Annotated in this window: 28 protein-coding genes and 4 tRNA genes; 16 read left to right on the top strand and 16 right to left on the bottom strand. The window is 59.4% G+C overall.

Going from position 1 to position 26923, the window contains the following annotated elements; translation table 11 throughout:
• Nucleotides 1-2: 2 nt before the first annotated feature.
• Nucleotides 3-2390, bottom strand: a complete 2388-nt coding sequence (locus B9G99_RS10740) for a heavy metal translocating P-type ATPase (protein WP_086622152.1) — start codon at nt 2388-2390, stop codon at nt 3-5.
• A 158-nt stretch (nt 2391-2548) separates the two neighbouring features.
• Here B9G99_RS10740 and cadR point away from each other — a divergent pair, with 158 nt between their 5' ends.
• Nucleotides 2549-2980, top strand: a complete 432-nt coding sequence (gene cadR, locus B9G99_RS10735; protein WP_086622151.1) for a Cd(II)/Pb(II)-responsive transcriptional regulator — start codon at nt 2549-2551, stop codon at nt 2978-2980.
• Nucleotides 2981-2999: 19 nt separating this feature from the next.
• Here the strand turns inward: cadR and dcd are convergent, their stop codons facing one another.
• The 8 genes from dcd to B9G99_RS10695 form a co-directional block, all read right to left on the bottom strand.
• The gene (gene dcd, locus B9G99_RS10730) at nt 3000-3566 is read right to left on the bottom strand and encodes a dCTP deaminase (protein ID WP_086622150.1); all 567 of its coding nucleotides are present in this window, start codon (nt 3564-3566) and stop codon (nt 3000-3002) included.
• 184 nt (nt 3567-3750) lie between these two features.
• Complete coding sequence (apbC, locus tag B9G99_RS10725; protein ID WP_086622149.1) at nt 3751-4557, bottom strand: iron-sulfur cluster carrier protein ApbC; 807 nt, start codon at nt 4555-4557, stop codon at nt 3751-3753.
• A gap of 167 nt (nt 4558-4724) precedes the next feature.
• Complete coding sequence (gene arfB, locus B9G99_RS10720; protein WP_086622148.1) at nt 4725-5135, bottom strand: alternative ribosome rescue aminoacyl-tRNA hydrolase ArfB; 411 nt, start codon at nt 5133-5135, stop codon at nt 4725-4727.
• A gap of 152 nt (nt 5136-5287) precedes the next feature.
• On the bottom strand, nt 5288-5749 hold the full coding sequence (locus tag B9G99_RS10715) for a tellurite resistance TerB family protein (protein WP_086622147.1): 462 nt from the start codon (nt 5747-5749) through the stop codon (nt 5288-5290).
• Between the two features lie 360 nt (nt 5750-6109).
• A complete protein-coding gene (locus tag B9G99_RS10710) occupies nt 6110-6784 on the bottom strand; it encodes a spermine/spermidine synthase domain-containing protein (RefSeq protein WP_086623431.1) in 675 nt (224 codons plus the stop codon).
• 72 nt (nt 6785-6856) lie between these two features.
• The gene (locus B9G99_RS10705) at nt 6857-7174 is read right to left on the bottom strand and encodes a YkgJ family cysteine cluster protein (protein WP_086622146.1); all 318 of its coding nucleotides are present in this window, start codon (nt 7172-7174) and stop codon (nt 6857-6859) included.
• Between the two features lie 69 nt (nt 7175-7243).
• Entirely contained in the window at nt 7244-7660 is a 417-nt protein-coding gene (locus B9G99_RS10700) for a DoxX family protein (RefSeq protein WP_086622145.1), read from the bottom strand.
• Complete coding sequence (locus B9G99_RS10695) at nt 7657-8121, bottom strand: ASCH domain-containing protein (protein WP_169712219.1); 465 nt, start codon at nt 8119-8121, stop codon at nt 7657-7659. Before B9G99_RS10695 ends, B9G99_RS10700 begins: the two co-directional genes overlap by 4 nt.
• A gap of 116 nt (nt 8122-8237) precedes the next feature.
• Here B9G99_RS10695 and metG point away from each other — a divergent pair, with 116 nt between their 5' ends.
• The 4 genes from metG (at nt 8238) to nth (ending at nt 13921) form a co-directional block, all read left to right on the top strand.
• Nucleotides 8238-10322, top strand: a complete 2085-nt coding sequence (gene metG, locus B9G99_RS10690) for a methionine--tRNA ligase (RefSeq protein WP_086622144.1) — start codon at nt 8238-8240, stop codon at nt 10320-10322.
• A 202-nt stretch (nt 10323-10524) separates the two neighbouring features.
• Nucleotides 10525-12114, top strand: a complete 1590-nt coding sequence (locus B9G99_RS10680; protein WP_086622142.1) for a sensor domain-containing diguanylate cyclase — start codon at nt 10525-10527, stop codon at nt 12112-12114.
• Nucleotides 12115-12226: 112 nt separating this feature from the next.
• A complete protein-coding gene (locus B9G99_RS10675; protein ID WP_086622141.1) occupies nt 12227-13240 on the top strand; it encodes an RnfABCDGE type electron transport complex subunit B in 1014 nt (337 codons plus the stop codon).
• Nucleotides 13241-13282: 42 nt separating this feature from the next.
• Nucleotides 13283-13921 carry an endonuclease III gene (gene nth, locus B9G99_RS10670; RefSeq protein ID WP_086622140.1) on the top strand — a complete coding sequence of 213 codons (639 nt, stop codon included), beginning with the start codon at nt 13283-13285 and terminating at the stop codon, nt 13919-13921.
• A 7-nt stretch (nt 13922-13928) separates the two neighbouring features.
• Here the strand turns inward: nth and B9G99_RS10665 are convergent, their stop codons facing one another.
• The 4 genes from B9G99_RS10665 to B9G99_RS10650 all read right to left on the bottom strand — a co-directional run bounded on the left by B9G99_RS10665 (nt 13929) and on the right by B9G99_RS10650 (nt 18478).
• The gene (locus B9G99_RS10665; RefSeq protein ID WP_086622139.1) at nt 13929-14990 is read right to left on the bottom strand and encodes a tRNA-queuosine alpha-mannosyltransferase domain-containing protein; all 1062 of its coding nucleotides are present in this window, start codon (nt 14988-14990) and stop codon (nt 13929-13931) included.
• Nucleotides 14991-15064: 74 nt separating this feature from the next.
• Nucleotides 15065-16786 carry a SulP family inorganic anion transporter gene (locus B9G99_RS10660; protein ID WP_158521488.1) on the bottom strand — a complete coding sequence of 574 codons (1722 nt, stop codon included), beginning with the start codon at nt 16784-16786 and terminating at the stop codon, nt 15065-15067.
• Between the two features lie 45 nt (nt 16787-16831).
• On the bottom strand, nt 16832-17152 hold the full coding sequence (locus tag B9G99_RS10655) for an HlyU family transcriptional regulator (protein WP_086622137.1): 321 nt from the start codon (nt 17150-17152) through the stop codon (nt 16832-16834).
• Nucleotides 17153-17257: 105 nt separating this feature from the next.
• Nucleotides 17258-18478, bottom strand: coding sequence for an argininosuccinate synthase (locus B9G99_RS10650; RefSeq protein ID WP_086622136.1), 1221 nt, complete (start codon nt 18476-18478; stop codon nt 17258-17260).
• Between the two features lie 255 nt (nt 18479-18733).
• On the opposite strand from B9G99_RS10650, the gene rnt reads away from it, so the two are divergent.
• Nucleotides 18734-19396: a ribonuclease T gene (gene rnt, locus B9G99_RS10645; protein WP_086622135.1), complete on the top strand. Its 663-nt coding sequence runs from the start codon at nt 18734-18736 to the stop codon at nt 19394-19396.
• A gap of 75 nt (nt 19397-19471) precedes the next feature.
• On the opposite strand, the gene grxD is transcribed toward rnt, so the two are convergent.
• On the bottom strand, nt 19472-19819 hold the full coding sequence (gene grxD, locus B9G99_RS10640) for a Grx4 family monothiol glutaredoxin (protein WP_086622134.1): 348 nt from the start codon (nt 19817-19819) through the stop codon (nt 19472-19474).
• Between the two features lie 348 nt (nt 19820-20167).
• Between grxD and argF the strand changes: the two genes are divergently transcribed.
• Nucleotides 20168-21088: an ornithine carbamoyltransferase gene (gene argF / locus B9G99_RS10635; protein WP_086623429.1), complete on the top strand. Its 921-nt coding sequence runs from the start codon at nt 20168-20170 to the stop codon at nt 21086-21088.
• A 179-nt stretch (nt 21089-21267) separates the two neighbouring features.
• On the opposite strand, the gene B9G99_RS16750 is transcribed toward argF, so the two are convergent.
• The gene (locus B9G99_RS16750; RefSeq protein ID WP_148663945.1) at nt 21268-21816 is read right to left on the bottom strand and encodes a hypothetical protein; all 549 of its coding nucleotides are present in this window, start codon (nt 21814-21816) and stop codon (nt 21268-21270) included.
• A 158-nt stretch (nt 21817-21974) separates the two neighbouring features.
• Here B9G99_RS16750 and B9G99_RS10620 point away from each other — a divergent pair, with 158 nt between their 5' ends.
• The 3 genes from B9G99_RS10620 (at nt 21975) to B9G99_RS10610 (ending at nt 22782) form a co-directional block, all read left to right on the top strand.
• On the top strand, nt 21975-22181 hold the full coding sequence (locus B9G99_RS10620; RefSeq protein ID WP_086622131.1) for a hypothetical protein: 207 nt from the start codon (nt 21975-21977) through the stop codon (nt 22179-22181).
• A gap of 113 nt (nt 22182-22294) precedes the next feature.
• Nucleotides 22295-22525 (top strand): hypothetical protein, encoded by a 231-nt coding sequence (locus tag B9G99_RS10615; protein ID WP_086622130.1) that lies wholly within the window; start codon nt 22295-22297, stop codon nt 22523-22525.
• A 53-nt stretch (nt 22526-22578) separates the two neighbouring features.
• Nucleotides 22579-22782: a putative motility protein gene (locus B9G99_RS10610; RefSeq protein WP_086622129.1), complete on the top strand. Its 204-nt coding sequence runs from the start codon at nt 22579-22581 to the stop codon at nt 22780-22782.
• Nucleotides 22783-23050: 268 nt separating this feature from the next.
• On the opposite strand, the gene B9G99_RS10605 is transcribed toward B9G99_RS10610, so the two are convergent.
• Nucleotides 23051-23126 (bottom strand) — tRNA-Ala (locus B9G99_RS10605).
• A 201-nt stretch (nt 23127-23327) separates the two neighbouring features.
• Between B9G99_RS10605 and uvrC the strand changes: the two genes are divergently transcribed.
• The 6 genes from uvrC to B9G99_RS10575 all read left to right on the top strand — a co-directional run bounded on the left by uvrC (nt 23328) and on the right by B9G99_RS10575 (nt 26872).
• Nucleotides 23328-25163 carry an excinuclease ABC subunit UvrC gene (gene uvrC / locus B9G99_RS10600; RefSeq protein ID WP_086622128.1) on the top strand — a complete coding sequence of 612 codons (1836 nt, stop codon included), beginning with the start codon at nt 23328-23330 and terminating at the stop codon, nt 25161-25163.
• Between the two features lie 71 nt (nt 25164-25234).
• Nucleotides 25235-25783: a CDP-diacylglycerol--glycerol-3-phosphate 3-phosphatidyltransferase gene (gene pgsA, locus B9G99_RS10595; protein WP_086622127.1), complete on the top strand. Its 549-nt coding sequence runs from the start codon at nt 25235-25237 to the stop codon at nt 25781-25783.
• 83 nt (nt 25784-25866) lie between these two features.
• Nucleotides 25867-25941: transfer RNA gene (locus tag B9G99_RS10590), tRNA-Gly, on the top strand.
• A 64-nt stretch (nt 25942-26005) separates the two neighbouring features.
• A tRNA-Cys gene (locus B9G99_RS10585) sits at nt 26006-26079 on the top strand.
• Nucleotides 26080-26143: 64 nt separating this feature from the next.
• Nucleotides 26144-26230: transfer RNA gene (locus B9G99_RS10580), tRNA-Leu, on the top strand.
• A gap of 219 nt (nt 26231-26449) precedes the next feature.
• Nucleotides 26450-26872 (top strand): GFA family protein, encoded by a 423-nt coding sequence (locus tag B9G99_RS10575; protein ID WP_086622126.1) that lies wholly within the window; start codon nt 26450-26452, stop codon nt 26870-26872.
• Nucleotides 26873-26923: the final 51 nt, after the last annotated feature.

Below are 26923 nucleotides of genomic sequence, written 5' to 3'. Positions count from 1 at the left end.
TGTCACATCCAGGCACCTGCTCCTACAGCGACCTTGGTCGGGGTGGTCCTGTCAGAGGTTTTCACGTCGTCTTTTGTCTCATGGCGCAGCAACCGCAACCCATTGAGAACGACCAGAACACTGGCCCCCACATCGGCAAATACAGCCATCCACAACGTGCCAAGCCCCGCCACGGTAAGCGCGAGAAAGACCGCCTTGATGCCCAGCGCCAGCGCAATATTTTGCATCAGGATACGGTGCGTGGCCCGCGACAGGCGAATAAAGGCCCCGACCTTGCGCAGATCGTCGTCCATCAGGGCAACATCGGCCGTTTCAATGGCACTGTCGGTGCCCATGGCGCCCATGGCAAAACCGATGTCAGCACGCGCCAGCGCCGGGGCATCATTGATGCCATCACCGATCATGGCCACACGCCCGTCACCGGCGAGCGCTTCGAGATGCGAAAGCTTGTCCTGCGGCATCAGGCCACTTTCGATGCGATCGATCCCGACGCTGCGCCCGATGGCTTGAGCGGCGTGCGGGTTGTCACCGGTCAGCATCAGGGTACGCACCCCCAGCCGATGAAGCTCGGCGACCGCCTCGCGGCTGGTCTCCCTGAGCGTATCGGCCACGGCATACAGGGCGAGCGCCCGCGCCTCATCCATCAGTACCACCACCGTGCGCCCTTCACGCTCAAGCGTTTCGATGCGCGCCTTGAGCGTCTGATCCAGATGGCCCCGTTCATGAACCAGTCCCTGATGACCCAGCCAGTAGCGTACGCCCTCACTGAGGCCGGTGATCCCGCGTCCCGGCAGCGCCTCGATCGCCTCAAAGGACGACGGCGTTACGCCTGCGGACTCGCCGGCACGGGCCAGCGCCATGGACACCGGATGATCAGAGCGCTGGGCCAGCCCAAGCGCCAGCGAAGCCACTTGTTCAGGGCATTGCGCGTCAAGCACCTCGGCATGCGTCTGCTGCGGCCGACCGTGGGTCAGCGTGCCGGTCTTGTCGAGCGCCACCCAGCCAAGCCGTCGCCCCTCTTCCAGATAGACCCCGCCCTTGATCAGAATGCCGCGCCGGGCCGCATTGGCAAGTCCGGTCACCACGGTGACCGGCGTGGAGATCACCAGCGCGCAGGGGCAGGCAATCACCAGCAGCACCAGTGATCGATAGATCCAGTCGAGCCAGCCGCCCCCGGCCAGCAATGGCGGCACCACCGCCAGCAGTGCTGCCATTGCCACAACCGCCGGGGTATAGACGCGTGCAAAGCGATCGATGAAGCGCTGTGTCGGCGCCCGCTCACTCTGCGCCTGCTCGACAGCGCTGATAATGCGCGAAAGCGTCGAATCGCTGGCCGGGCGGGTGACCCGGCATTCAAGCTCACCGGCCTCCACAATGGTACCGGCGAAGACGCTGTCGCCCGGCGATTTATCGACCGGCAGGCCTTCCCCCGTAATCGGCGCCTGGTTGACACTGGATGTCCCCGCCACCACGTCGCTATCCAGACCGATGCGCGCCCCGGGACGCACGCGTATCAGCGACCCCACCTCGATCTCCGCTACCGGTTTTTCCGCCCAGCGGCCATCCCCCTGGCGTACGGTCGCCACCTCGGGGGCCAGCTTCATCAGATCCTCGATGGCATGTCGCGCCCGGGACAGCGAGCGGGCCTCGATCCGCTCGGCCAGATTGAACAGCACCATGACCATGGCGGCTTCGGGCCAGTGCCCGATCAAAAGCGCCCCGGTCACGGCGATGCTCATCAGCGCGTTGATGTTGAGGTTGCCATGACGCACCGCGATCCAGCCCTTGCGCCAGGTCTCCAGTCCGCAGCCGGCGATGGCCGCCAGCGCCAGCACGGCCACCAGCCATATCGGCCCGGACATCCACGCGACTGCTTCGGAGGCACAGGCAGCGACAGCGCTGAAGATCAACGGCCCCCAGGGCGCTGGCGTTTCATCCTCCTGACCAGACCTGCCCTGATTGTCGGCAAGCTCCGGTACGAACCCCAGCTCGCGGATGGCGTCGAGAATATTGTCCAGCGCCTCGGGGGCATGCACCACAGTCAGCACACGCTGCAACAGGTTGAACTCCAGCCGCTCGACATCGTCTCTGGCGGACAGCTGCTTGCGGATCATCTGTTCCTCGACCGGACAGCACATCTGCGCAATACGCATGCTGGTGCGCAGTTGATCTCCCTCTAGCACGCTGTCCGCCAGCACCGCATCATGCGGCACCTTACCCTGATCACTGCCGCAACAACCGGTCGCAGCCTCGACATGATCGCTTGAGCCGCCGCAGCAGGACGGCGATTGAGGTGTGCAGCAGGACGAGGGCTCTGACGTCGATTCGCGGTTTGAAACAGGGGTAAAGACAGGGGCACTACTCGGTGACGTTTCACGGTGATGTGTCATGCGCGCTCCCTTGAAAACGTAAATGCCGATCACTCTGGAATGCACACATTCGAAACCCTATAGTGACTATAAGGTCAAGTCCGACAGACGCTCGACGGCCCTTGAGTATTCACATCAATGTCATCGCATCGTCAGCCCTTGCCACACAGGAGCGCCGCATGAAGATTGGAGAACTGGCCAGAGAAACCGGCTGCAGCAGCCAGACCATCCGCTTTTACGAGCGTGAAGGGTTACTGCCGGCCCCGCATCGCAGCGAGAGCAACTATCGTCATTACGGACAGCAGCATCTCAAGCGGCTGAGCTTTATTCGCAACTGTCGGGCACTGGCCATGAGTCATGCCGAGATTCACGCACTGCTGGCGCTGATGGACAATCCGGGGGGAGATTGTCAGGCCATCAATGGCCTGCTTGATGAACACATTCATCACGTCGAGGTACGTCTGGAAGAGCTCTCCCAGCTACACGGTCAGCTTAGAAACCTGCGGGAGAAATGCGGACACACCAGCCCCGTGAATGACTGTGGCATCGTGCACGGTCTGGAGGAGATGGCGCGGGAAGAAGAGCCCGGCAGCACTACCCATCTGGGCTAGCCGGGCACAATCATGCAATTCAGGTGCGCGGCAGGGTCACGCCGCGCTGGCCCATGTACTTACCACCACGGTCCTTGTAGGAGGTATCACACACCTCATCGGACTCGAAAAAGAGCATCTGAGCCACACCTTCGTTGGCGTAAATGCGCGCCGGCAGATTGGTGGTATTGGAGAACTCGAGCGTCACATGCCCTTCCCACTCCGGTTCCAGCGGCGTGACGTTGACGATGATGCCACAGCGCGCATAGGTCGACTTGCCAAGACAGATGGTCAGCACGTTACGCGGAATACGGAAGTACTCCACCGTGCGCGCCAGTGCAAAGGAGTTGGGCGGAATGACGCAGGCATCGCCCTTGACGTCCACAAAGCTTTTCTCGTCGAAGTGCTTGGGATCGACGGTGGCCGAGTGAATGTTGGTGAAAACCTTGAATTCGTCGGAGCAGCGCACGTCATAGCCATAGCTTGACGTACCGTAGGAGATGACACGTTGATCACCGGCATGGCGGACCTGATCGTACTCGAACGGCTCGATCATGCCGTGTTCCTGCGCCATGCGGCGAATCCATTTGTCTGCCTTGATGCTCACGAGGGATGTCCTGTCGCAATGCCTGAAAGAGGGGGATAACGCTGAAGCGTCAGCGCGGCGCCAATGTGTGTGGTCATCACATTGAACACCGCCCTGACGAGTGATATCGGCCATGATACCGGCGCACCCCGCCGAACCAAAGCCCGGGATGCACCGCCCCGCGAGAAACGAGGCGGCTACGGCGTTATTCGCCGAAGCTGATCGACGGGCCGCTTTCGCGGGTCTTGCCGCCCAGCTGCTCGTCAATACGCGCGCTGATCGCCATGAAGGCGCGTGTAGCGTCGCTTTCCGGGTCGGCGACCACGGTCGGGCGACCGCCATCGACCTGCTCGCGGATACTCATGGTCAGGGGCAGACGGCCCAGCACTTCGGTGTCGTATTGCGCCGCGATGCGCGCGCCACCGCCCTCGCCGAAGACCGCCTCTTCATGACCACAGTTCGAGCACACGTGCGTACTCATGTTTTCCACCACGCCCAGTACCGGCACGTTGACCTTGCGGAACATCTCGATGCCCTTGCGTGCATCCAGCAGCGCAATGTCCTGCGGCGTGGTCACGATCACCGAACCCGACACCGGTACCTGCTGGGACAGGGTCAGCTGAATGTCACCGGTGCCCGGTGGCATGTCGATGAAGAGATAGTCGAGCTCTCCCCAGCCGGTCTGGGTCAAAAGCTGCTGGAAGGCACCGGCGACCATTGGCCCGCGCCATACCATGGCGGTTTCGGTATCGACCAGCACCGCCATCGACATCATTTTCAGACCATGCGCCTCGATCGGCTTCATGGTCTTGTCATCGACCATGGTCGGGCGAGTACCGGGCTTGATACCCAGCATCTGCGCCTGGCTGGGGCCGTAGATATCAGCGTCCAGAAGGCCCACACGATGGCCCTGTGCGGCCATCGCCAGCGCCAGATTGACGGTGACGGTGGACTTGCCCACACCGCCCTTGCCGGAGGCGACGGCCACCACATGTTTAACTGTTTCGAGCACTACCTGTCTCCTGTCCGTTTCCTGCCGACACCCCGGGTCATACCTGTGATGTCATGATTGAGCGACAGTATAAACCCTCACCCACCGACAATCCCAGGTGAAACACTCGGATATGGGCGCTACCTGCCCCTTCAGGTCTTCATCTTTCGTCTCAGTGAGACAGTCACTCAATGATCCACTCGCCCGCGCAGGGCCTTTTTCTGACCGCGCTGCTTCTTGCCTTCCAGACGGCGCTTTTTGGACCCCAGCGTCGGCCTTGTCGCCTTGCGCGGTCTGGCGGTGTAGATCACCGACTTGATCAACGCGCGAAGGCGCGCCTGAGCTTCCTGACGATTGAGTTCCTGGGTGCGCTGGGACTGTGCCTTGATGATGATCAGCCCGCTGGCCGTAATGCGATGATCATTGAGCGCCAGCAGCCGATCCTTGTACTCCTGCGCCAGACTGCTGTTTTGTATGTCCATGCGCAGATGAATGGCCGAGGCCACCTTATTGACGTTCTGGCCGCCGGCGCCCTGAGAACGGATGGCGTGCATCTCGAACTCGCTGTCGTCGATGGCAATGTGACGGGATATCTGCATGCGTTGTGTGTCTCGAATGGTGTTGGCGACCGGCAGGCATGCCTGTAAAAACCGTAGCGCTGCCGGATTTACGCTTTTGCTCTCGCATCAGTGACGCTATCGGACATCACCACCAGTGCAGCCGGATGAAAGGACTGCAAAGCGAGAGAATACTACTCAAGGCCCAGCGCCTGCTGTACTTCAAGCTTTTGCATGATGAAATCGGCATGATCGACGTAAAGGAGCTCGGCCAGCTTGCGCACCCGTCCCTCCTCCTGCGGATCCAGCTCACCATCGGCATAGGCCATGCGCCAGAGCCGGCCAATCAGCGCCACCCTCTGTGGATAGTCATATTCATCCCGGATCAGGCGCACAAACTGGTAGTGATCCACCGACGCCCTGACCTGCTGACGAGCCATGTCGACCAGGGTTTCCACCGCGCTTTCCTCAAGATCAAATCGACGCTTGAGCATGTCGCGCAGTGTCTGCTGCTCAACATCCTTCATCTCGCCATCTGCACGCATGACCTCACACATCAGCGCTGCCACCGCCAGCTCCAGCGTCATTTCATGATCCTGGTCACTCGGCGAGCGTCCGCTCATGCGCTCGAAAAACTCATTGATGGTGCTCAGCATGCTGCTCTCTCCTGTCGGGAATCCGCGTATTTTCGTTATGCCACAGTCCAATAGACAAACAAATGCCCCGGGGAGTCACTCCCCGGGGCATTTTTGTGCAGCGTTATTGACGAAAGCGATCGACGTTTAACGCAGCCCCAGAAAGGACAGGATGAAAAGCACCACGACCACCAGACCGATGAGATAGATGATATTGCGCATGTCTTGCCCCTTGCGTTGTCATGAAGGCGGCCGCCCTGAAGGCCGATGGGTAACGCGTTCCTGCGTTGGCATCAGATTAGTTCACCGCGTGACAGTGAGCCAGGCGCTCAGGCATGAATAACGTCATACCCAACTCGAGCCACGACACCTTATCGATCCCTACCAGGCCAGCCAGATGGTATGGCGCGCGCCCTTGCCGGGGCGATGGGCGCGCACCATGTGTTCCTCGACACATAGCCCGGCGCGCTTTAACCGCTCGCTGAAACCGGGGTCCATCCCTGCCGACCAGACCGCCAGCACACCGTCAGGACGCAGTGCCCGCTGAATGCTTTCAAGCCCTCTGGCGCTATATAGTCGGTCATTGTCACGCTGGGTCAGCCCCTCGGGGCCGTTATCGACATCGAGCATGATGGCGTCAAAGCCGCCCTCGCTGCGCGCCAGCACATCCGCGACGTCCTCAACGAGAATCTGACAGCGTGAATCACGAATCGGATAGCCGGCCGCTGCGCCCAGCGGACCACGATTCCACTCGACCACGCCGGGCACCAGCTCTGCCACCACGACCTCCGCCTCAGCGCCGAGCGTCGCCAGTGCTGCTGCCAGGGTAAAGCCCATGCCCAGCCCGCCGACCAGCACCCGCACATTCGGGTTTTCGCGCACCCGCTCACAGGCAAGCTCTGCCAGGGCGTCCTCGGAGCCGTGCAACCGGGTATTCATCAACTCACCGGGCTTGCCGGCGATACGAATCGAGAACTCGTCGTTACGCTGTAACAGCCGCAGCTGCCCACGCCCGCCGGGAATATCGGCGGTATCAATTTCACTCAGCTTGGCCATGACATACCTGTCAGAAAAAAGAGAAAACAGCGACGTCCGGTCTCTTTGGGCGCCGGTCACCATATAAAGGGGTCAGTCGACCAGCCCGAACAGCGCGCGCTCTTCACGACACTCAAAGCTGGCCTCATCGAAGTCGCGACAGACCTGCGGGCGACGCGGATGAATGCTGCACAGCATGGTGTTGCGATCCACCGCCGCGCACCAGCCTTCTTCATCCTGGCGCATCACCACACCGCCCCACTCATCTTCATCGAGCAGCCCCTGAGGGACACCGCGGGCCAGATCATCATCATCGAGCATCACCAATAGCCGGCAGCAGCACGCCTCGCAGTTAAAACAACTGACGCCGTCGGGCGTCTCGATGGTTTCAAGGTGGATATCACCGGACATGAGGCACGGCCATCATCGATCAAAATTGGCCGGCCATTGTACACACCGTCAGGCAAGCCAAGGTCCTGTTTACGACACATCATGACGCCGAGCACCGATCAGATTCGTACTCCACGCAATGCACAGGATCAGCAACACCTGTAACGGCAGGCGCAACAGCAGCAAAATCTCGGGCACGTGTGGAAAATTTTCGGCATGCCACCACATATAGACATTGGCCGGGGTTACGCACAGCGTCAGCGCGATCAACCCGATACCGGCGGCTCGGCGAAAGCGCGGCAGCAGGATGCCGAAGGCCCCGAGCAGTTCAAAAGCACCCGTGATGAAGACCGCCGGCATTTTGAAAGGCAACGCCGGCGGGATGATCGAGGCAAACGCTGCCGGCCAGACAAAGTGGGCGATGCCGCCAAGACAGAACCAGCTGAAGACAACGGCAAGACCGATGCGCTGGCCTCGTGTCGCGGGTCTTGATGTGCAGCGCGTCATGGGAATACCTTCTCGAAGCGCTCGAGCACCAGCTCGGAGGCATCAGTAAACTCGACACCCAGCCCTGCCGCCTCGTGTTGAAAAAAACGGACATGCTCACGATGCCACCAGGCGTAGGTGCCATCCCCCTCGCCTTCAAGGGCAGCGAAGGCCGGCGTCACCTCATCGAATCGACAGGTGGTGACAGACGTCAGCGCAACGATGCATACCGGCGCCTCAAGACTGTCCAGTACGACGGTCAGTTGCCCGACTGTCGGCAGCCGCTCATTGGCAGCCAAATACGACACCTTCAAACCGCAACTGGCCCGCTTGATCCCGGCGTTGACCAAACGAGCACATTCATCGATCAACTCAGGGGTATCACCGAACGCTTCTGCAATCACGCCACTTTCACGTGATCGCTCATCAGAAACGCAGGTCTCACGATAACGCTTGAAAAACCGCCACTGTGCAGGTGTCACGCTCAACGCCTCCAATGATCGATGCTACAATCGCCGGTCGAGTTTACAGTCTATCCACCCCTGGGCGCAGTCGATACCGGCGCCCGCGGGTTCGTCACGGGAATCTTCCAGCCACCATGTCGAACAACGCCAAGCGCCAGATTCTGGTCACCAGTGCCCTGCCCTATGCCAACGGCTCGATCCATCTGGGCCATTTGCTGGAATACATTCAGACCGATATCTGGGTGCGCTTTCAGAAAAGCCGCGGCCATGAGTGCCACTACGTCTGCGCCGATGACGCCCATGGCACTGCCATCATGCTGCGCGCCGAGCAGGAAGGCATTACTTCCCAACAGCTGATCGACCGGGTCAACGCCGAGCACCAGGCCGATTTCGCCCGCTTTGGCGTGGCCTTTGACAACTACTACTCGACCCACTCGGAAGAGAACCGCGTCCACAGCGAGCGCATCTATCGCGCCCTGCGTGACGGTGGCTTCATCGCCACCCGCGACGTCGAGCAGATGTATGACCCCGAGCGCGGCATGTTTCTGGCCGACCGCTTCGTCAAGGGCACCTGCCCCAAGTGCCACACGGACGATCAGTATGGCGACAATTGCGAGGCATGCGGTGCCACCTACACCCCGGCCGAACTGCTCAACCCGGTCTCGGCCGTCTCTGGGGCCACACCGGTGGTCAAGAGCTCGACCCACTACTTTTTTGAATTGCCCAAGTTCGAGCCGTTTCTGAAGGAATGGACGCGCTCCGATCGTCTGCAGCCGCAGATCTCCAACAAGCTGCAGGAGTGGTTCGAAGCCGGCCTCAACGACTGGGACATCTCCCGCGACGCGCCCTACTTCGGCTTTGAAATCCCTGACGCACCGGGCAAGTATTTCTATGTCTGGGTGGATGCGCCGATCGGTTATATGGCGAGCTTTCAGCAGCTCTGCGAGCGTGAAGGCATCGACTTTGACCACTACTGGAAAAAGGACAGCACCGCCGAGCTGTATCACTTCATCGGCAAGGACATCGTCTATTTCCATGCGCTGTTCTGGCCGGCGATGCTGGAAGGCGCCAACCTTCGCACGCCCACCGGGGTCAACTGCCATGGGTTCGTGACGGTCAACGGCGCGAAGATGTCGAAATCCCGCGGCACCTTCATCAAGGCCGAGACCTATGAGCAGTTCCTCAATCCCGAGTATCTGCGCTATTACTTCGCGGCCAAGCTGACTGCAGGCGTTGATGATCTCGACTTGAACCTTGAGGACTTCGCCGCCCGCGTCAATTCGGACCTGGTTGGCAAGGTGGTCAACATCGCCAGCCGCTGTGCGGGCTTTGTAAAAAAATCCGGTGGGCGCCTTTCCGCCACCTGCGCCGAGCCCGAACTGGTGCAGCGCTTCATCGATGAAGGCGAGGCGATCGCCGCCGATTTCGAGGCGCGCGAATTTGCCCGTGCGGTACGTCGCATCATGGCGCTCGCCGATGATGCCAACGGCTATATCGCCGAGAAGGCGCCCTGGGCGCTGGCGAAGGAAGAAGGCCGCGAGCAGGAGGTGCTGGATATCTGCTCGGTGGGCATCAACCTCTTCCGCCAGCTGGTGGTCTATCTGGCCCCCATCGTGCCAACGCTTGCCGAAGGCGCGCGCAGCTTCCTCAATCTCGACACCCTCAACTGGGCCAGCCGTACCACGGTGCTGACCGATCATGCGATCGAGAAATTCAAGCCGTTGATGACGCGCGTCGAGAGCGACAGGATCGATCAGATGATCGAAGCCTCAAAGGAGGATCTCGCCGTCGAGAAAAAGCTCAAGGACGATGCGAAAGCCGCCCAGGGGGAGGCGACCAGCGCACCGGGCGATGTTGCGGCGGATTCAGCGACTGCCGATCTCGAGCCCATCGCGCCGGAAATCGCGATCGATGATTTCGCAAAAGTCGATCTGCGCATTGCTCGAATCGAACAGGCCGAATACGTCGAGGGGGCCAAAAAGCTTTTGAAGCTGACGCTCGATATCGGCAATGAGACCCGCACGGTCTTTTCCGGCATTCGCGCTCAGTACGCCCCCGAGGCGCTTGAAGGGCGGCTGACCGTCATGATCGCCAATCTGGCCCCGCGCAAGATGCGCTTTGGTCTGTCGGAAGGCATGGTGCTTGCCGCCGGCGACGACGATGGCATTTACCTGCTCTCACCCGACAGCGGTGCGAAGCCGGGAAGCCGCGTGAGCTGATCGCGACGTTTACTGTGCTTCTCCCAACGCCAGCCTCCTGAAGGCTGGCGTTTTTCTGTCTCTTTCGCCCCCGTCATTTCTTCCCTCCCTGAAACGTCTCACACCTTCATAAATCAAATGCGGCGCCGATATATCCTTACGCTGACGAATCTGCCCCTTGAAAGCTACGGGCGAAGTCAGGTCGCCATGGAACGCCGACGGCATGCATTCATTACGATTTCGTTTTTTATTGTCCATTGTGCTGGTGGCATGCCTCGCTCTGCTGGCGCTGTGGGGAATTGCACATTTTCTGGTTTATCCCAAGCTGCTCGCGCGCGAAAACGACTATGTAGCTCTGGAGATGGGGCGAGTCGAGAGTGCGTTAAAGGACGATCTGGACAATCTGGGGGGAGATACCCGCGACTGGGCCAGCTGGGACGATGCCTACGACTTCATGCAGGGCAAGGCACCCGACTTTGCAGAGAGCAATTTCAGTCAGGAAATGTTTGAAGACATGGACCATCTCATGATGGTATTCATGCGCATGGACGGCACGCCCGTCTGGATGGCCGGCTACAACCCCGATACGGATACCTACAGTACCTGCACCTCGGCCACCAATGAGTGTCGCTGGATGTCGCCCTTTTTCAACGTGATACAGGCGCACGTTCACCAGCAGGCCCCCGAGCTGGACAAATGGCTTCTGAGCGTGCCGACGCCGGCCATGATTGCCACCAGCCCCATCGTGCCAACCGAGCGTGGCAGCGAACCACCACTGGGCTGGCTGGCCATTGTGCGCAGTATGGATCGTCCCTGGTTTGAATCCGTTCGCCATCAGACCGGTGTCAATGTCTCCATCGAGCCGATCCTACATCCCGATCTGATCGTCAAACCGCCCCCCATCATTCGCATCAGCGATGATCAATTACTGGCCACCCGATGGCTGAACGCCGAGCCCAACGACGACATCCTTTCCCTGCAGGCCACACTGGCACGTCGGGATTTCATGGCCAACACCGCCTCGTTCAACTTCGCCATGCTCTGGACGATCGGCGTTCTGTTCACCGTGGTGATGGTCATTCTGGGGCTGCTGGAATTCATTATTCTGGCCCCCACCCGACGCCTGGCCCGATTTACCCGGGAGCAGCGTCAGGAAGATCATTTTTCGGAGACGCTGCCGGTCAACCTCATTGCCCGGCGCGATGAGCTCGGAAGCCTGGCACGCGAGTTTCAGCATCTACTGATGCATCAAAAACAGCGTACCGACACACTGGAGCACCTCAGCCAGCGCGACCACCTTACCGGCCTGCTTAATCGGCGCTATCTCGACGAGTATCTGGTCCAGGCCCTGACGCAGGCCCACCAGGCGCGTCACAGCGTTGGATTGATCATTATCGATATCGATTATTTCAAGGCTTACAACGACCACTATGGCCATCCGGAAGGCGATCACTGCCTGACACGAGTGGCCCGTACGATGGATCGTGTCGTGGATGATCAGGGCATCGTGGCCCGCGCCGGCGGCGAGGAGTTTGTCGTTGTGCTCCCCGAAACCAATCGCAAGCGCACCTGGCGTCTGGCCGAACAGTTGCGCCTGGCCGTGGCGGCGATGTCGCTGCCGCATGAGCATTCAAGGGTTGCGCCGCATGTCACCATCAGCGTGGGTATGGCCATCAGCCTGCCAGAGGCGCCCTGTCAACCCGCCGAGCTGATGCGACTGGCCGATGAAAGCCTTTATCGTGCCAAAAAGGCGGGCCGCAACCGGATCGATGCTCACCATCGGGAGCCACATCACCAGATCGACACGCTTTAGGGCACCCATGCCGGGCAAAGCCCCATGAGGCCGTGTTCGAAGCGCTGTCTCATTACGCGTATAATCGACCTACTTTCCTTGATCATAACGCCCGGGCCCGCCGACAATCTGCATGAGTGCATCTGCCAGTATTACCGTCACCGACATCGACCGCCTGCTGCCTCAGACCCAGTGTGGCAAATGCGGCCATCCCGGCTGTCACCCTTATGCCGAAGCCATTGCCGAGGGCGAGGCCATCAATCGCTGCCCGCCTGGCGGTGACGCCACGGTGGCCGAGCTCGCCACCCTGCTGGCACGGCCAATCGTGCCGCTGGAGATGGACGCTGAATCCCCGAAGGCTGCCGTCATTCGCGAAGAGGAATGCATTGGCTGCACCAAGTGCATCAAGGCCTGCCCGGTCGATGCCATTCTGGGTGCCGCCAAACAGATGCACACCGTCATTGAAGCCGAATGCACCGGCTGTGAGCTGTGCGTGGCCCCCTGTCCGGTCGACTGCATCGACATCATTGCTCATCCCGGCTGGCAGGCCGCCAATACCGAAGACGAACAAAACCTCTGGCTGGCTCGGCGCGCCGAGCAGGGCCGACGCCGCTTTGAAAACCGCAACGCCCGTCTTGAACGCCAGCGTCTGGAAAAGGAAGCCCGCAGACGCGCGCGCATGCAGGCTCGTCGAGAGCCTGCCGAACCGGCTATGCAGACCGAGCAGGTAGCCTCGAACAGCACGCCGTCGACACCGCCCGCCGCCGGCAACACGCGTGCACGCAAGGCCGCCCTGAGTGCCACTGTGCGTCGGCTGGAAAAGCGTCTGGCCGCAGCGCCTGATGATGCTGATACCCAGGCTTCGTTACAGCATGCCCGTCAACAGATGGCCGATCTCCAAGCGCAGAGCCAGGTGACGGAGGGCTCGACCGTTGCATCTGAAAAAGCGCCTGCCAGCTCCTTGAACTCTCTGCGTATCGCCCGCTCGGCGGCCAAACAGCGGCTGGCACTGGCCAATCGTCAGCTGGCCCATGCCAGACGTCAGGGCGGGCCGGAAGATATCGCCGCGGCGCAGACCCTGGTCGAGCGCGCCGAGAAAACCTGGCAGGACGCCTGTCAGGCGCTGGACAACGCCGAGCACCGCTGACAGCGTCATCGCTCTTTCCCTTTATTCTGTCGATCAGTTGCCATGAACAACGAAAAACGCCGCGAAATCTTTCGCCGCCTGCAAGAGGCCAACCCCGAGCCTACTACCGAGCTTGCATGGTCTTCGCCCTTTGAGCTGCTGGTGGCGGTCGCACTGTCCGCCCAGTCCACCGATGTAGGGGTCAACAAGGCCACAGCACGGCTCTTTCCCATCGCCAACACCCCGCAGGCCGTCGTCGACCTCGGTGTTGAGGGCGTGAAGGAAATCATCAAGACACTGGGGCTATATAACAACAAGGCCAAAAATCTGGTCGCCATGTGCGAACTATTGATACGCGATCACGGCGGCGAAGTGCCTCGCACTCGCGCGGGGCTTGAAGCCCTGCCGGGCGTGGGTCGCAAGACCGCCAACGTGATCCTCAACACTGCCTTTGGTGAACCTACCATTGCGGTGGATACGCATATCTTCCGCGTTTCCAATCGAACCCATCTGGCGCCCGGCAAGAACGTCGATCAGGTCGAACAGAAGCTTTTGAAGGTGGTGCCGCGCGACTACAAGCGCGACGCCCATCACTGGTTAATCCTGCACGGCCGCTACACCTGTGTAGCCCGCAAGCCGCGCTGCGGCAGCTGCGTGATCGAGGATCTGTGCGAATACAAGGACAAGGTCGAGCTGGCCTGATCCGATGCTACTTCGCAGGTTGCAGTCGTGTCTGGTAGCGCATCCTCATTTGACGCCATGTCCAGGCATTGATCTCCGGCGAAGGCGGCCGCGAGCCGGGTGACAGCAGCCACTGCTCAAGACGTGTGGTCAGTGCCTGCCGACTGCCGTCATAACGATAGTCATCGGCGTAGTATTCAGGGAAACACAGTCGCTCCGGCACCAGCGGCACACAGCCATGCTGGACGGCTTCCATCACGGCCAGCCCCTGAAATTCATGCCACGCGGTCGACACCACGATGCCACCCTTTCCCAACTCTTCCAGATAGCGCTCGCGCGTCTGATGCCCCCAGCAGGTCACGTGTCTGGCCAGGCGTGATCGGGCCGCTTCGAACACCTCGGGCGCATTGCGAAAGACCTGCCCCATCACGACCAGCTCGAACTCAAGGCCTGAATCGGACAGCGCCTCGAGTGCGGCAAAAAAGTCTTCCGGGTTCTTGTCATATTCCCAGCGGTGGTTCCAGAGGATGCGGGACGGCGCCCCCTGTTCACATGGTGACACCTGATCCAGCGGCCACAGCGGCACGGGCAGAATCTCCGAGTCTCTTTGCAGTGCTTCAAGTCGCGCCGGCGCGACCCGTTCGGGCATCTTCTTCAGAAAGGCCGCCACCCCGTCAAAAAAACTGTCCCGGTTCCACTGACTGTTGAACAGCACCCGGTCGGCGGCCAGTGCGCTGTAGAGATTGACCATTAAGGGCTCAAGACGACGCGCTTGTTGCTCTCCCAGCGGATAGGCGAACTGATTTTCATGAAAATAGACCACACGAAAGGCGCGCCCCAGATGTGGATAGAGTCCGACGAGCGTGGCCAGATCCACCAGCGAGGTGGCCACGATCAGATCAAAGGACTGGGACAGCGTCGCATCGTGCTCGCTCATGAAGCTCAGGGGGTTGCCTCGCACACGCCACTGAAAATGACGTGGTGCCAGCTCGATCAGGGTCCAGTCGATGGCCTCGAGGTGCGCCATCAGACCGCGCGCCCAGTAACGATGGCTGTCAGCGGCATAGGCCGACAATAACAGTGCCTTCATGACAGGCCTCTCACAACAAAAGAACCATTGTAGAGCGCCATTCAGCATGCAGGGTGGCATTGACCCCGCCGGTACTAGATATTGAACTCGATCTGGTCACCCGACAGCGCCTGCCAGGCAGCAGCGCAGGTGAAGAAGACGCGAGGATGATGGTCACTCATGAAGGCCGTGTGGCGAAGCTGATCACGTACCGGGCCACGTAGCTCGGCCAGATGCAGCGCCACGCCCTGCTGCTTCAGGCGCTCATCCAGCGTTTCCAGCGCGTGCAGCGCCGCACCGTCGATATGGGTCACACTGCTGAGCACCAATACCATGTCGGTGACCTGATCCCGGTCAGATAGATGCTCGTTGATCCAGCGCTCCAGTGCGCCCATGTTGGCAAAATGCAGATTGGCATCCGGTCGCACCATCATGAGATGGGGCAGGCGCTCGACCTCAAAACGCTCGCAGTTGCGAAAGCCTCCGTCTGGCAGCTGGCCGATCTCGGCGATATGAGGCCTGCTCGCACGGGCCAGCAGCAGTGCCAGCGCAATGCCAACGCCTGCCAGCAGCCCCTGCATGACCCCCAGCAGCAACACGCCGGCAAAAGCGGCCAGCCAGGCCAGACCATCAGCGCGGGAATAACGCCATGCTTTCAAAAGCGGGCTCGGGTCGACCAGAGGGATGGCCGCCTGGATCACAATGGCGGCCAGTACGGCCTGTGGCAGTGGCGCAAACAGGGAGGTTGCAAACAGAAGCACTGCCGCCAGAGCCAGCGCAGCGAAAAGAGATGACAATGGCGTTTTTGATCCTGCCTGGTCGTTGACCACGGCGCGTCCGAGACCACTGGTGACCGGAAAACCGCGGGTCAGGGCCGCCAGCAGATTGGCCGCGCCCAGTACCCAGAGCTCGCGCTGCGGATAAAGACGCTCGCGATGTTTGGCAGCGAGCGTCTGGGCGACCGAAATGGCGCTGACATAGTTGATCAATGCAATCCCGAGTGCCGGCAACCAAAGCACCTTTATTGCGCCAAACGACAGTGCAGGCAGCGCGGGCAGCGGCAGCCCCGCCGGAATCTGTCCGACCTGTGCCAGTGCGCCGGGCCACAGCGGTACCAGTACCAGTGCCAGAATCAACACGATCAGCGGACCGGTCTTGCCCAGTACCGTCGCGGCCGCATCGGGCAGCCCCAAACGAGACAGCAGCGCTGATAACCCCCGTCTCATGACCAGTAACAGCGCCATGGCGCCACCGCCAAAGAGCACGGCGCCCGGCATGACCTCACCCAGCGAGCCGGCAAGCGTCACCAGACGCTCAATGGCATTGCCGGACGCGGCATCAATCCCCAGCAGGTCGCTGGTCTGCGACAGCACGATCATCAGCGCCGAAGCCGTGGTAAACCCCTGCATGACGCTGGGACTGACAAAATCAATCAGCCGCCCCAGCCGGCAGACATGGATCAGCAGTAGCCAGATGCCCACCAGTGCCGCCAGCAATGCGGCATATCCCGCGAATGAAGATAACGGTATACCTGTATTGCGCAGCGTTTCACCGACCAGCAGCGAGGTCAGTGCCATGGGGCCCATGGCGATGACACGGCTGGTACCAAAAAGCGCATACAGCAACAGCGGTGCCAGTGCCGTATAAAGCCCTGCCTGTGCCGGTAATCCGGCAAGCGTTGCATAGGCCATGCCCTGAGGGACCAGCAGCGCGGCCGTGATCAACCCCGCAATCAGATCGCTGAAGCGATCCCCGGTCGAGAGCTGGCGCCAGCGCGTGATGGCCGGCAACAGGGCGGGAACTCCGGTATCGGACATGCTCATCACGACTCCCCTGGCTCACGAGACGGGCAACAGATGGCTTCAGGCCGGGCGATGAGGATCTTCAAAAAGCCGATCGCCCTGCTCATCGATATAGCGCTCGGCCTTGGTGCGAGTCATGTCGATACAGCTGTCGCGATCGGGCAGAACATCGGAGCGCTCAAAGCGCAGCTCCTGAACCTCACCGTCTTCACGCGCCCTTCGAATCAGACCGCTGATGCGATACTGTCCACCCGCCGGCGCCGGTGTGATCACGATTTCACAACCCTTGTACTCAACGGTATCGGCCACCTCTCGATGTGGCTCGTCAGCACTGGCGCTGCTGCCGGGGCCGCGCAGCGCATCGAAGAGTTTCTTCAGCATGTCCACTCCTGATGATGTCGATGCGCTTGTCGCGCATGATTTCTTTCAGTCTGACACAAAAAGGGCCGCTGAAAAGCGGCCCCTTCATGACACGACCTCTGTCATTTAGTCGTCGAGACGACCCCTTTTCGCCGCAATGCGCAGACGCAGGGCGTTGAGCTTGATAAAGCCCTCGGCATCCTTTTGATCGTAGGCACCGGCATCGTCTTCAAAGGTGGCAATCGAGGCATCAAACAGCGAGTCTTCCGACTCACGGCCCACCACGATGACATTGCCCTTGTAAAGCTTGAGGCGAACCACACCGTTGACACAACCCTGGGACTGGTCGATCGCGGCCTGCAGCATCTTGCGCTCCGGGCTCCACCAGTAGCCGTTGTAGATCAGCTCGGCGTACTTGGGCATCAGCTCATCTTTCAGGTGCGCGGATTCTCGATCCAGCGTGATCGACTCGATCGCGCGGTGCGCGCGCAGCATGATGGTGCCGCCAGGCGTTTCATAGCAGCCACGGGACTTCATGCCCACATAGCGATTTTCAACGATGTCCAGACGCCCGACGCCGTTCTCGCCACCAACCTTGTTGAGATGCGAGAGCACGTCGTGCGGCTTCATGGCCTTTCCATCGATGGCGACGATATCGCCACGCTCGAAGGTCAGGTCAATGTAGGTGGCCTGATCCGGTGCGGCTTCGGGGCTGACACTCCAGCGCCACATCTCTTCTTCGGCTTCGGTCCAGGGGTCTTCCAGCACGCCGCCTTCATAGGAGATGTGCAAAAGGTTGGCGTCCATCGAATAGGGAGATTTCTTCTTGTTCTTGGCGAAATCGACCGGAATGTTGCGCTCTTCGCAATAGTTCATCAGCTTTTCACGGGAGTTGAGGTCCCACTCGCGCCACGGCGCGATGACCCTCACACCGGGCTTGAGCGCGTAGGCACCCAGCTCGAATCGCACCTGATCGTTGCCCTTGCCGGTGGCGCCGTGTGCGATGGCATCCGCACCGGTTTCATTGGCGATTTCGATCAGGCGACGAGCGATCAGCGGACGGGCGATCGAGGTGCCCAGCAGGTACTCGCCTTCATAGATGGTATTGGCACGAAACATCGGGAACACATAGTCACGCACGAAGGTTTCGCGCAAATCTTCGATGTAAATTTCCTTCACACCCAGCGCCTGTGCCTTGGCACGTGCCGGCTCAACCTCTTCTCCCTGACCCAGGTCAGCCGTGAAGGTCACGACCTCACAGTCGTAGGTATCCTTGAGCCACTGGACGATCACGGAGGTATCGAGTCCCCCGGAATAGGCCAGGACAACCTTTTTTACATCGGACATACCGGCTCCTTAAGGCGTAGTCATGCTTTGTGTGTATCGTGAGTATATCGTCACCGGATCGCGGCGAACACCGCGTTGCGTGTGATGGATGGGATTGACAGCAAGCACAATGCTACACTGCGACCCTGCAAACCGAATCCATCTTTCGACCAGAAGGCTTCCTGTGCCGGTCACCAACTCTGCGGGCTCCGCCCGGTTATACGCGTTCCTGATTCCCATGGCGTTTTCTGCTGCCTGCGACAGGAGAACTCGACGATGAACGATATTGTCCCGAAACTCATGTCCGGTCGCTTTCGAGGCTTTTTGCCCGTCGTGGTCGATCTGGAAACCGGCGGCTTCAACGCCCGCACCGATGCGCTGCTTGAAATTGCAGCCGTCACGCTGACCATGGACGAACAGGGGCATTTGCTCCCGGATGAGACCTTCTCGTTTCATATCGAGCCCTTTGAGGGTGCCAATGTCGAACAGTCGGCGCTCGATTTTACCGGCATTCGCCTGGACAGCCCGCTGCGCCAGAACGCAGCACTCAAGGAAAAGGAAGCGCTCGAGGAGATTTTTAAACCGGTGCGCAAGGCGATCAAGTCTCACCAGTGCAATCGCGCCATCCTGGTCGGTCACAACGCTGCCTTTGATCACGGTTTTCTCAATGCTGCCGTTGAACGCGCCGGTATCAAGCGCAACCCCTTCCACCCCTTCTCGAGCTTTGACACCGCAACGCTTTCGGGGCTGGTCTACGGGCAGACCGTACTGGCACGCGCCTGTCGCGCTGCGGGCATTGCGTTCGACAGTCAGGAAGCGCATTCAGCACGCTATGACACCGAGCGCACCGCCGAGCTTTTCTGTGCCATCGTCAATCGCTTCAAGGATCTGGGCGGCTGGGATCTGGCGCTGCGTGAGCAGAGTATGGACGGCGACTGACCCCGCCCCTCGAATGCCAACATTAAAAAACCCGCCTCCATGGAGGCGGGTTTTTCATATCAACCACTGACCGAATCAGGCGTTGTCGCCTTCCTGCGGCGCGGCATTGGCAGCCGCTTCCTTGATCATCGGGGCCAGCTCGCCGTTTTGATACATCTCAACGATGATGTCACAGCCACCGACCAGCTCGCCGTTGATCCACAGCTGCGGGAAGGTCGGCCAGTTGGCGTATTTGGGCAGCTCGGCACGAATGTCCGGGTTGTCCAGAATGTTGACGAAGGCAAAGCGCTCGCCACAGCCCATCAGCGCCTGTACGGCCTGCGCGGAAAATCCGCACTGCGGCATCTGCGGTGAACCCTTCATGTAAAGCAGAATGCTGTTTTCGCTGATCTGCTGCTTGATGGTGTCGAGTGTCTCGCTCATATCCGGTCTCCAGGAGGGGGCTTCAAGCGCCCATGAATGTCTGGCCTCAGTGTACGCCGACATGGGGGCTAAATCAGCCCGGATCAAGGCATTGCCATACAGGAAGTTGCGCGCCAAAAAGGCTCTGGTTAGGATGAACGGGGTCGATGTCGAGCAGCAAGGCCCGCATTGCGCCATCGACCATGGCAAGATTCCAAAGCGCCGCCAGCTATCGTGCGGCGCTTTTTCATTGGTTTTTTCAACAGGGCGCGGCATCAAGGCATGCTCATCTTCGAGCGTCATGCCCGGTGTGACGCTCTGCGACGTTTCAATCACCGTAACGTTATGCCCACACAGGAGCATCGAGACATGGCCCTTCGCCACTTTCTTACCCTGATGGATCTGTCACCTCAGGAACTGGCCTATCTCATTGATCGTTCGATCACCATCAAGCGCGAGCTGGCCGAAAATGGCCCCGTTTATACGCCCTTGAAAAATCGAACGCTGGCCATGATTTTCGAAAAGTCCTCCACCCGAACCCGCGTCTCCTTTGAAACCGGCATGACCCAGTTTGGCGGCCATGCGCTGTTTTTGTCGCCGCGTGACAGCCAGCTCGGTCGCGGTGAACCGGTCGGTGATACTGCTCGCGTCCTTTCCGAAATGGTCGATGCAGTCATGATTCGTACCTTTTCGCACGAAAGCATCGAATCATTTGCCGATGCCAGCTCGATTCCGGTCATCAACGCGCTTTCCGATGACTATCATCCCTGCCAGCTGCTGGCCGACATGCAGACCTGGATCGAATGTCGCGGGCCGGTCAAGGGCAAGACGGCCGTGTGGGTGGGCGATGGCAATAACATGTGTCACTCCTGGATCAACGCCGCACGACAGTTTGACTTCCATCTGCGCATTGCCTGCCCTGAAGGATTCGAACCCGATCAGGACATTCTTGAAGCGGCCGGTTCACGCGTCGAAATCTATCGTGATCCGCAAGCGGCAGTAAAAGACGCCCACCTGATCACCACCGATGTCTGGGCTTCCATGGGCCAGGAAGAAGAACAGGCTGCGCGCATGAAGGCTTTCAGCGGCTTTCAGGTCAACGAGGCCATGCTCGACGCCGCCGATGATGACGTCATGTTCCTCCATTGCCTGCCCGCCCACCGCGGTGAAGAGGTCAGCGAAACGCTACTGGATGACCCGCGCGCCTTCGTCTGGCAGGAAGCGGGTAATCGACTCCATGCTCAAAAGGCGCTATTGGAGTTTCTGATGGTCGGCCGCGTCGACGGATGATCTCATGCGACGTCATCGCCCGGGCGATGACGTCGATGCTGTTCTGAATATCTTCTACTCATTCCGCCTGGCTCTGCCCACTCTCCGCATTTTGCCCATCGAACTCCTCATCTTCAGTGAGCGATTCATCGCTCACCGACAGCGCCATGTTCTCCCATAGCCTGCGAACACTTTCCCGATCAGTGTTCATTCGCCGTCGCAGCTGTTCGTAGTCCGTCAGCAACGAGACGAGATCCTGATTGGTGCGGATATTGTCGATGCCCTGCGGTGCCGGCAGGGGCTGGGTCAGGTAACGGGGCATGGGGGGCGGTGGCACCATCACCGGCGTTGTCTGAGGCGGCGAGCTGGCGCAGCCATTGATGTATCCCGTCAGGCACAGCGTGATCAGCCCATTTCTTTGATGTCTGGTCATCATTGATTATCCTTTCCAGCTGTTGTCGTTTACCGGCCAGGGCCTTTTGATTGGCCTCGAGCTGCTGTTCGCGGCGAGCCCCTACCTCGGCCAGATGCTCGGCATGAGCCTGCCAGGCACGCGCCACCAGCTGCTGGCGCTGCGCAAGCTCATGAGCACTGCGAGCATCTTCCTGAGCACTGGAGAGCGCCTGCCGCCACTGGTCCAGTCGATAGGTAAAGCCCCATAGACCGCCGAGCAAAAGCACGATGGCCACCAGCGCAATCAGCACTCGGGCAGGAATTCTGCCGAAGAACCCCCAGAGCACGTTCCACATGAATACCTCCTGTTCGAACATGTTGGTGTGACGCATCCACTTAGGGCAATAATTATCCCTTATGGATAATTATTGCGCCAAACGACAAACAGAACAAGTCAAAACTGTATATGCGTACAGTTTATTTTTGCCCGAATCTTTTTTTACAACGGAAGGACATGATGACGACAGGCGATGAACTGGTCGTGGCACTCGAAGAACTGCCCGACAATGCCGACATTGGCACACTGTTTCATTGGCGCCTTGTGCGCGAGACGGGCGTACAGGTGAGCTGTGCACTGCTGGTAAGAGAGGTCGGTCCTACGGAAGCCCTGTGCGAGATACTTGCTGTCGAGTCGCCTGAGGACACCACCACCACGAGATGATCCGTGTCTGATGCCAGTTCTCACGCCGAACTAAAGCGGTGGCAAACGGTGCCGATAAGAGAGCCATACGGGCAGCCGGTGCTGCCTGACAAGGCCACGAGCAGGAGCGATCTATGCTGGCGACCGGAACAAAAGCATGGATTCCCATCGAATTAATGCCGCCGGATCTTCATCCCGGCGATGAGTGCCACATGATGTCGAGTGTCGTGGCAGAAAACAGGGGCAGCGGCAACGATGTCCACTATTACTACCGGGTCAGAATTACCGGTCTTGTGCCCGAGGCGGCAGAGTGCGTGATTATCGAGACACTCTCCCCCGAGGCTGCCGAAGCCATCGTTGGCTGAGGCGCCATCCGCTGCTTGAGCAGCGGTAATCCACTCGACGCAGGAGAAGGCTTATGGATGTGAGCGTAAATGGCATGGTAAATGCTTCAATGGCGCTGCAGCAGCATCAGCTCACCAGCGAGATACAGACCAGCGTTTTGAAAAAATCACTGGATGGCCAGGCCGATCAGATGGCACAGCTCATGTCGTCCGTCGATACGATGCCAAAGCTTGCTACGGAAGGTCTGGTAGGCACGCGCATTAACACTACTGCCTGACTGCAATGGGCGTAGGCACCCTAATGCAAAGGCATCACCTTCACGGGTGGTGCCTTTGATCGTCTGTACGCAGGCAACATGCTCTCTATCCGACCGACCGCCTGCTGCGTCAATCCTGCTGCGTTGACTCCATTTGGTCATCCAACAGACAGCCCATGCGGACTCGGGACGGTCTAAGCAGGCCATCAACCATCATGATTCGCAGGATAAAAACAGACACAAAAAAGCCGCTTCAGAAGTACTGAAGCGGCTTTTTCGATGATGTTTTTGGTGGAGCCTAGCGGGATCGAACCGCTGACCTCAACACTGCCAGTGTTGCGCTCTCCCAGCTGAGCTAAGGCCCCGAACCGGTGCGTAATTTACGACACTGGAATGTCTGCGTCAACACTTTTCCACGATGAGAGATCGCAACAAGACGTACGCTCTTCCATCAGCCCTCACAAACCACGTCAAATCACCTCGCTGGAACAGCCGCTGACAGGGATACCACGGTCTTTTCGGGGATATCTGTTAAAATAAGGGCATTATGACTTGCGGAGACCATCATGAACGATGAGGTGATCACGGCGTTCGATCCACGCCAGTTTCTCAAAACGGTCACCGAGTCACCGGGCGTCTATCGCATGCTCGATGAACACGAGAATGTTCTCTACGTCGGCAAGGCCAAACGTCTCAAGGCGCGCCTTTCGAGCTACTTCCGCAATACCGGACTCAACGCCAAGACCCAGGCGCTGGTCAGCCGCATTCGGGACATTCAGGTGACCGTGACCCGCAGCGAAACCGAGGCGCTTTTGCTTGAGCAGACGCTGATCAAACAGCAGCGCCCGCCTTATAACATCCTGCTGCGTGACGACAAGTCCTACCCCTACATCTTTGCCAGTGACCGCCATCCCTACCCTGCACTGGAGCTTCGCCGCGTACGTCAAAAACGCGGTGACGGCCGTTATTTTGGCCCGTTCACCAGCTCGGGCGCCGTGCGCGAGAGCCTGTCGCTGATGCAAAAGATCTTTCGCATTCGCAACTGTGAAGATTCGGTCTTCGCGCATCGAAGCCGACCCTGCCTGCAGTATCAGATCGATCGCTGTACAGCGCCATGCGTGGGCTATATCAGCCAGGAAGATTATCAGCGCGACCTCGACCACGCGTTGATGTGCATGGAAGGCAAGAGCGATCAGGTCACTCAAAAGCTTTATGCCGACATGGAAGCAGCCGCAAAGGAGCTTCAGTTCGAGCAGGCGGCCTTCCTGCGTGACCAGGTTCAGCAACTGCGCCGCCTCCAGAGCCAGCAATCGGTGGACACTGCCGGTGGCGATGCCGATGTTTTTGCACTCGCCGAGCGCCCGGGCGGGCTGTGTGTCAGTGTGTTGATCATCCGTCAGGGACGCGTGCTTGGTTCACGTCATCACATGCCCGACAACGGTCTCGACCTGAGCCTTGAGGCACTTCTGGGCAGCTTTGTCAGCCAGTACTATCTGGGCCAGAGCAATGAGATGCCTGCCGAGGTACTGACTTCACATGCTCTCGAAGATCAGGAGATTCTGCAGGACGCCCTGTCAGAACATGCCGAGCGCCGCATACGCATTGCCCATCAGGTGCGCGGCCATCGCGCCCAGTGGCTGGAGCTGGCACAGACCAATGCCGATCAGCATCTGGCCACGAAGCTGGCCAGCCGCCAGCAGCTCAACGCACGCTTCAAGGCACTGGCCGAGGCACTGGATCTGGAAGAGACGCCTCATCGGCTGGAGTGCTTTGACATCAGTCACAGCAGCGGAGAAGCCACGGTTGCCTCCTGTGTGGTATTTGATCAGAGCGGCCCCATCAAGTCGGACTACCGCCGCTTCAACATCGACGGTGTGGCGGCCGGCGATGACTACGCCGCCATGCGTCAGGCCCTGACGCGACGTTACAAGCGCATCCAGAGCGGTGACGTGGCCCGCCCCGACATTCTGATCGTTGATGGCGGCAAGGGTCAGCTAAACATGGCGCGAGAGGTATTCGAGGAACAGGGCGTTTTTGATATCGTGCTGCTGGGCGTCGCCAAGGGCACTACTCGAAAGCCGGGACTTGAGACGCTGTTTATCGACACTGTCGAGCGTAGCCTGTCGCTGGACAGCGCCTCCGGCGCGCTGCATCTGATTCAGCATATCCGCGATGAAGCGCACCGCTTCGCAATCACCGGACACCGCCAACAACGTGACAAGGCCCGTCGTTCGTCTACCCTTCAGGAGATTCCTGGTATCGGACCCAAAAGACGCCGGGAACTGCTGCGTCATTTTGGTGGTCTGCAGGGCATTCGCAATGCTTCCCGGGATGATCTTGCCCGAGTGCCGGGCATCAATGCACAACTTGCTACACAGATTCATCAGGCACTGCATGGCTGATGACGCCGTCAGGCGTTAGAATCCACCACTCTTGCAGGTATGTTTCACCCCCGGTCAGGACCGATAGTGCCATGAGCATCCCCAATATCTTGACGCTGACAAGAATCGTACTCATACCGCTTCTGGTCATCGTGTTCTATCTTCCGACCGGCTGGAGTAATCTTCTGGCGGCCCTGATTTTCACCATTGCCTCCGTCACCGACTGGTTTGACGGCTATCTGGCACGACGCTGGAACCAGAGCACGCCCTTTGGTGCCTTTCTTGACCCGGTGGCCGACAAGCTGATGGTTGCCGTGGCGCTGGGCGTGCTTATCGAGTTCTATAGCGATGTGATTCTGACGCTGCCGGCACTGGTGATCATCGGCCGCGAGATCGTGATTTCAGCCCTGCGTGAATGGATGGCAGAGCTCGGCAAGCGTGCCAGCGTCTCGGTCTCAAGCATCGGCAAATACAAGACCGCCTTTCAGATGGTGTCGATCATTTTGCTGCTGGGCTTTGCACCCGGCACTCTGCTGGCGCAGATCGGCTTTTTGCTGCTTTATCTGGCCGCCATTCTGACGCTCTGGTCGATGTACAAGTATCTGCGTGCCGCCTGGCCGGAACTGACACGCTCGATGTGAGCGTAACGTGTGACTCAGGTGCGATTTTTACCGGCTTTTATTTGACACCTCCCTGTCACATCGGTATATTTCGCACCCGTTGAGCGGGAATAGCTCAGTGGTAGAGCATCGCCTTGCCAAGGCGAGGGTCGGGAGTTCGAATCTCCTTTCCCGCTCCATCCCTTACGGGATCAACGGACAGGTCAATGAGTAACGCCATCTCGTTTTCCGCACCGTTTTTGAGGCTGGATGGCAGAGTGGTTATGCAGCGGACTGCAACTCCGTGTACGCCGGTTCGATTCCGACTCCAGCCTCCATCTCCCTTCTGCCTGACTCCTGGCCACTTCAGATGGCCTCAAGCAGATTAGCCGTCGACTCCTCGCCCGGATGGCGGAACAGGTAGACGCAAGGGACTTAAAATCCCTCGACCGCAAGGTCGTGCCGGTTCGATCCCGGCTCCGGGCACCAATCATTTCAGCAAAATCAGTACTCTCCTCCCGTTTTTATATACCTCTCGGATTTCGCCTCCTCTACGAACTGAATCCTTTTGATGCCTCACACTCCCTGCATTGAACACTCACGTCTGTAGCTTGCATTTAATCGAACGAGACTATCGAACAATTTCCAGGCGAGCCGGGAAATCGTGTGCTTGACTGACACCATCCTTCACCGCCTGGAGAATGCCCGATGAGCACTACCTATCGCCTCAGCTGCGACTGCGGAAATGCAACACTGACAGCGCATGGCGAACCCGAGGTGTCACTCTACTGCCACTGTGGTAGCTGCCGTGCCCTTTATGGCACCGTCATGCTGGCAGGCACTGCCTGGCGCGATGACAAGGTCGAGCTGCCAGAAGCGGAGCACATTATTGATTACAAGATGAGTGATCGCGATATGCGTCGCTTTGTCTGCAAGACGTGTGGCGTCACGGTCTATGGGCGTCACAAACCAGGTATGCCGGTCATTCCGCATTCGCTGTTTCGAAAGGCCAATGGCGGTGAACTCCCGGCCGAGCTCGCCCCGACCCTGCATCTTTTTTATCGTGACCGCGTGCTGGATGTCGCCGATGATTTGCCTAAATCCGACGGCGGAGAACTGATGGGAATGTGACATGCCCTTTCCAGGCAGCATGCAGAGTCCTTTCGGTGCATGCTGCGTCCG

This window comes from Kushneria konosiri, assembly GCF_002155145.1.
GTDB lineage: Bacteria > Pseudomonadota > Gammaproteobacteria > Pseudomonadales > Halomonadaceae > Kushneria > Kushneria konosiri.
Note: the sequence above shows the minus strand (reverse complement) of the source record. Positions and strands in the feature narration are given on the sequence as shown.

Coding starts and splice junctions, on each gene's coding strand:
- B9G99_RS10740 (WP_086622152.1), bottom strand. CDS start 2,390: ATGACACATCACCGTGAAACGTCACCGAGTAGTGCCCCTGTCTTTACC.
- cadR (WP_086622151.1), top strand. CDS start 2,549: ATGAAGATTGGAGAACTGGCCAGAGAAACCGGCTGCAGCAGCCAGACC.
- arfB (WP_086622148.1), bottom strand. CDS start 5,135: ATGCAGATATCCCGTCACATTGCCATCGACGACAGCGAGTTCGAGATG.
- B9G99_RS10715 (WP_086622147.1), bottom strand. CDS start 5,749: ATGCTGAGCACCATCAATGAGTTTTTCGAGCGCATGAGCGGACGCTCG.
- B9G99_RS10710 (WP_086623431.1), bottom strand. CDS start 6,784: ATGGCCAAGCTGAGTGAAATTGATACCGCCGATATTCCCGGCGGGCGT.
- B9G99_RS10705 (WP_086622146.1), bottom strand. CDS start 7,174: ATGTCCGGTGATATCCACCTTGAAACCATCGAGACGCCCGACGGCGTC.
- B9G99_RS10700 (WP_086622145.1), bottom strand. CDS start 7,660: ATGACGCGCTGCACATCAAGACCCGCGACACGAGGCCAGCGCATCGGT.
- metG (WP_086622144.1), top strand. CDS start 8,238: ATGTCGAACAACGCCAAGCGCCAGATTCTGGTCACCAGTGCCCTGCCC.
- B9G99_RS10680 (WP_086622142.1), top strand. CDS start 10,525: ATGCATTCATTACGATTTCGTTTTTTATTGTCCATTGTGCTGGTGGCA.
- B9G99_RS10675 (WP_086622141.1), top strand. CDS start 12,227: ATGAGTGCATCTGCCAGTATTACCGTCACCGACATCGACCGCCTGCTG.
- nth (WP_086622140.1), top strand. CDS start 13,283: ATGAACAACGAAAAACGCCGCGAAATCTTTCGCCGCCTGCAAGAGGCC.
- B9G99_RS10665 (WP_086622139.1), bottom strand. CDS start 14,990: ATGAAGGCACTGTTATTGTCGGCCTATGCCGCTGACAGCCATCGTTAC.
- B9G99_RS10660 (WP_158521488.1), bottom strand. CDS start 16,786: ATGTCCGATACCGGAGTTCCCGCCCTGTTGCCGGCCATCACGCGCTGG.
- B9G99_RS10655 (WP_086622137.1), bottom strand. CDS start 17,152: ATGCTGAAGAAACTCTTCGATGCGCTGCGCGGCCCCGGCAGCAGCGCC.
- B9G99_RS10650 (WP_086622136.1), bottom strand. CDS start 18,478: ATGTCCGATGTAAAAAAGGTTGTCCTGGCCTATTCCGGGGGACTCGAT.
- rnt (WP_086622135.1), top strand. CDS start 18,734: ATGAACGATATTGTCCCGAAACTCATGTCCGGTCGCTTTCGAGGCTTT.
- grxD (WP_086622134.1), bottom strand. CDS start 19,819: ATGAGCGAGACACTCGACACCATCAAGCAGCAGATCAGCGAAAACAGC.
- argF (WP_086623429.1), top strand. CDS start 20,168: ATGGCCCTTCGCCACTTTCTTACCCTGATGGATCTGTCACCTCAGGAA.
- B9G99_RS16750 (WP_148663945.1), bottom strand. CDS start 21,816: ATGTGGAACGTGCTCTGGGGGTTCTTCGGCAGAATTCCTGCCCGAGTG.
- B9G99_RS10620 (WP_086622131.1), top strand. CDS start 21,975: ATGATGACGACAGGCGATGAACTGGTCGTGGCACTCGAAGAACTGCCC.
- B9G99_RS10615 (WP_086622130.1), top strand. CDS start 22,295: ATGCTGGCGACCGGAACAAAAGCATGGATTCCCATCGAATTAATGCCG.
- B9G99_RS10610 (WP_086622129.1), top strand. CDS start 22,579: ATGGATGTGAGCGTAAATGGCATGGTAAATGCTTCAATGGCGCTGCAG.
- uvrC (WP_086622128.1), top strand. CDS start 23,328: ATGAACGATGAGGTGATCACGGCGTTCGATCCACGCCAGTTTCTCAAA.
- pgsA (WP_086622127.1), top strand. CDS start 25,235: ATGAGCATCCCCAATATCTTGACGCTGACAAGAATCGTACTCATACCG.
- B9G99_RS10575 (WP_086622126.1), top strand. CDS start 26,450: ATGAGCACTACCTATCGCCTCAGCTGCGACTGCGGAAATGCAACACTG.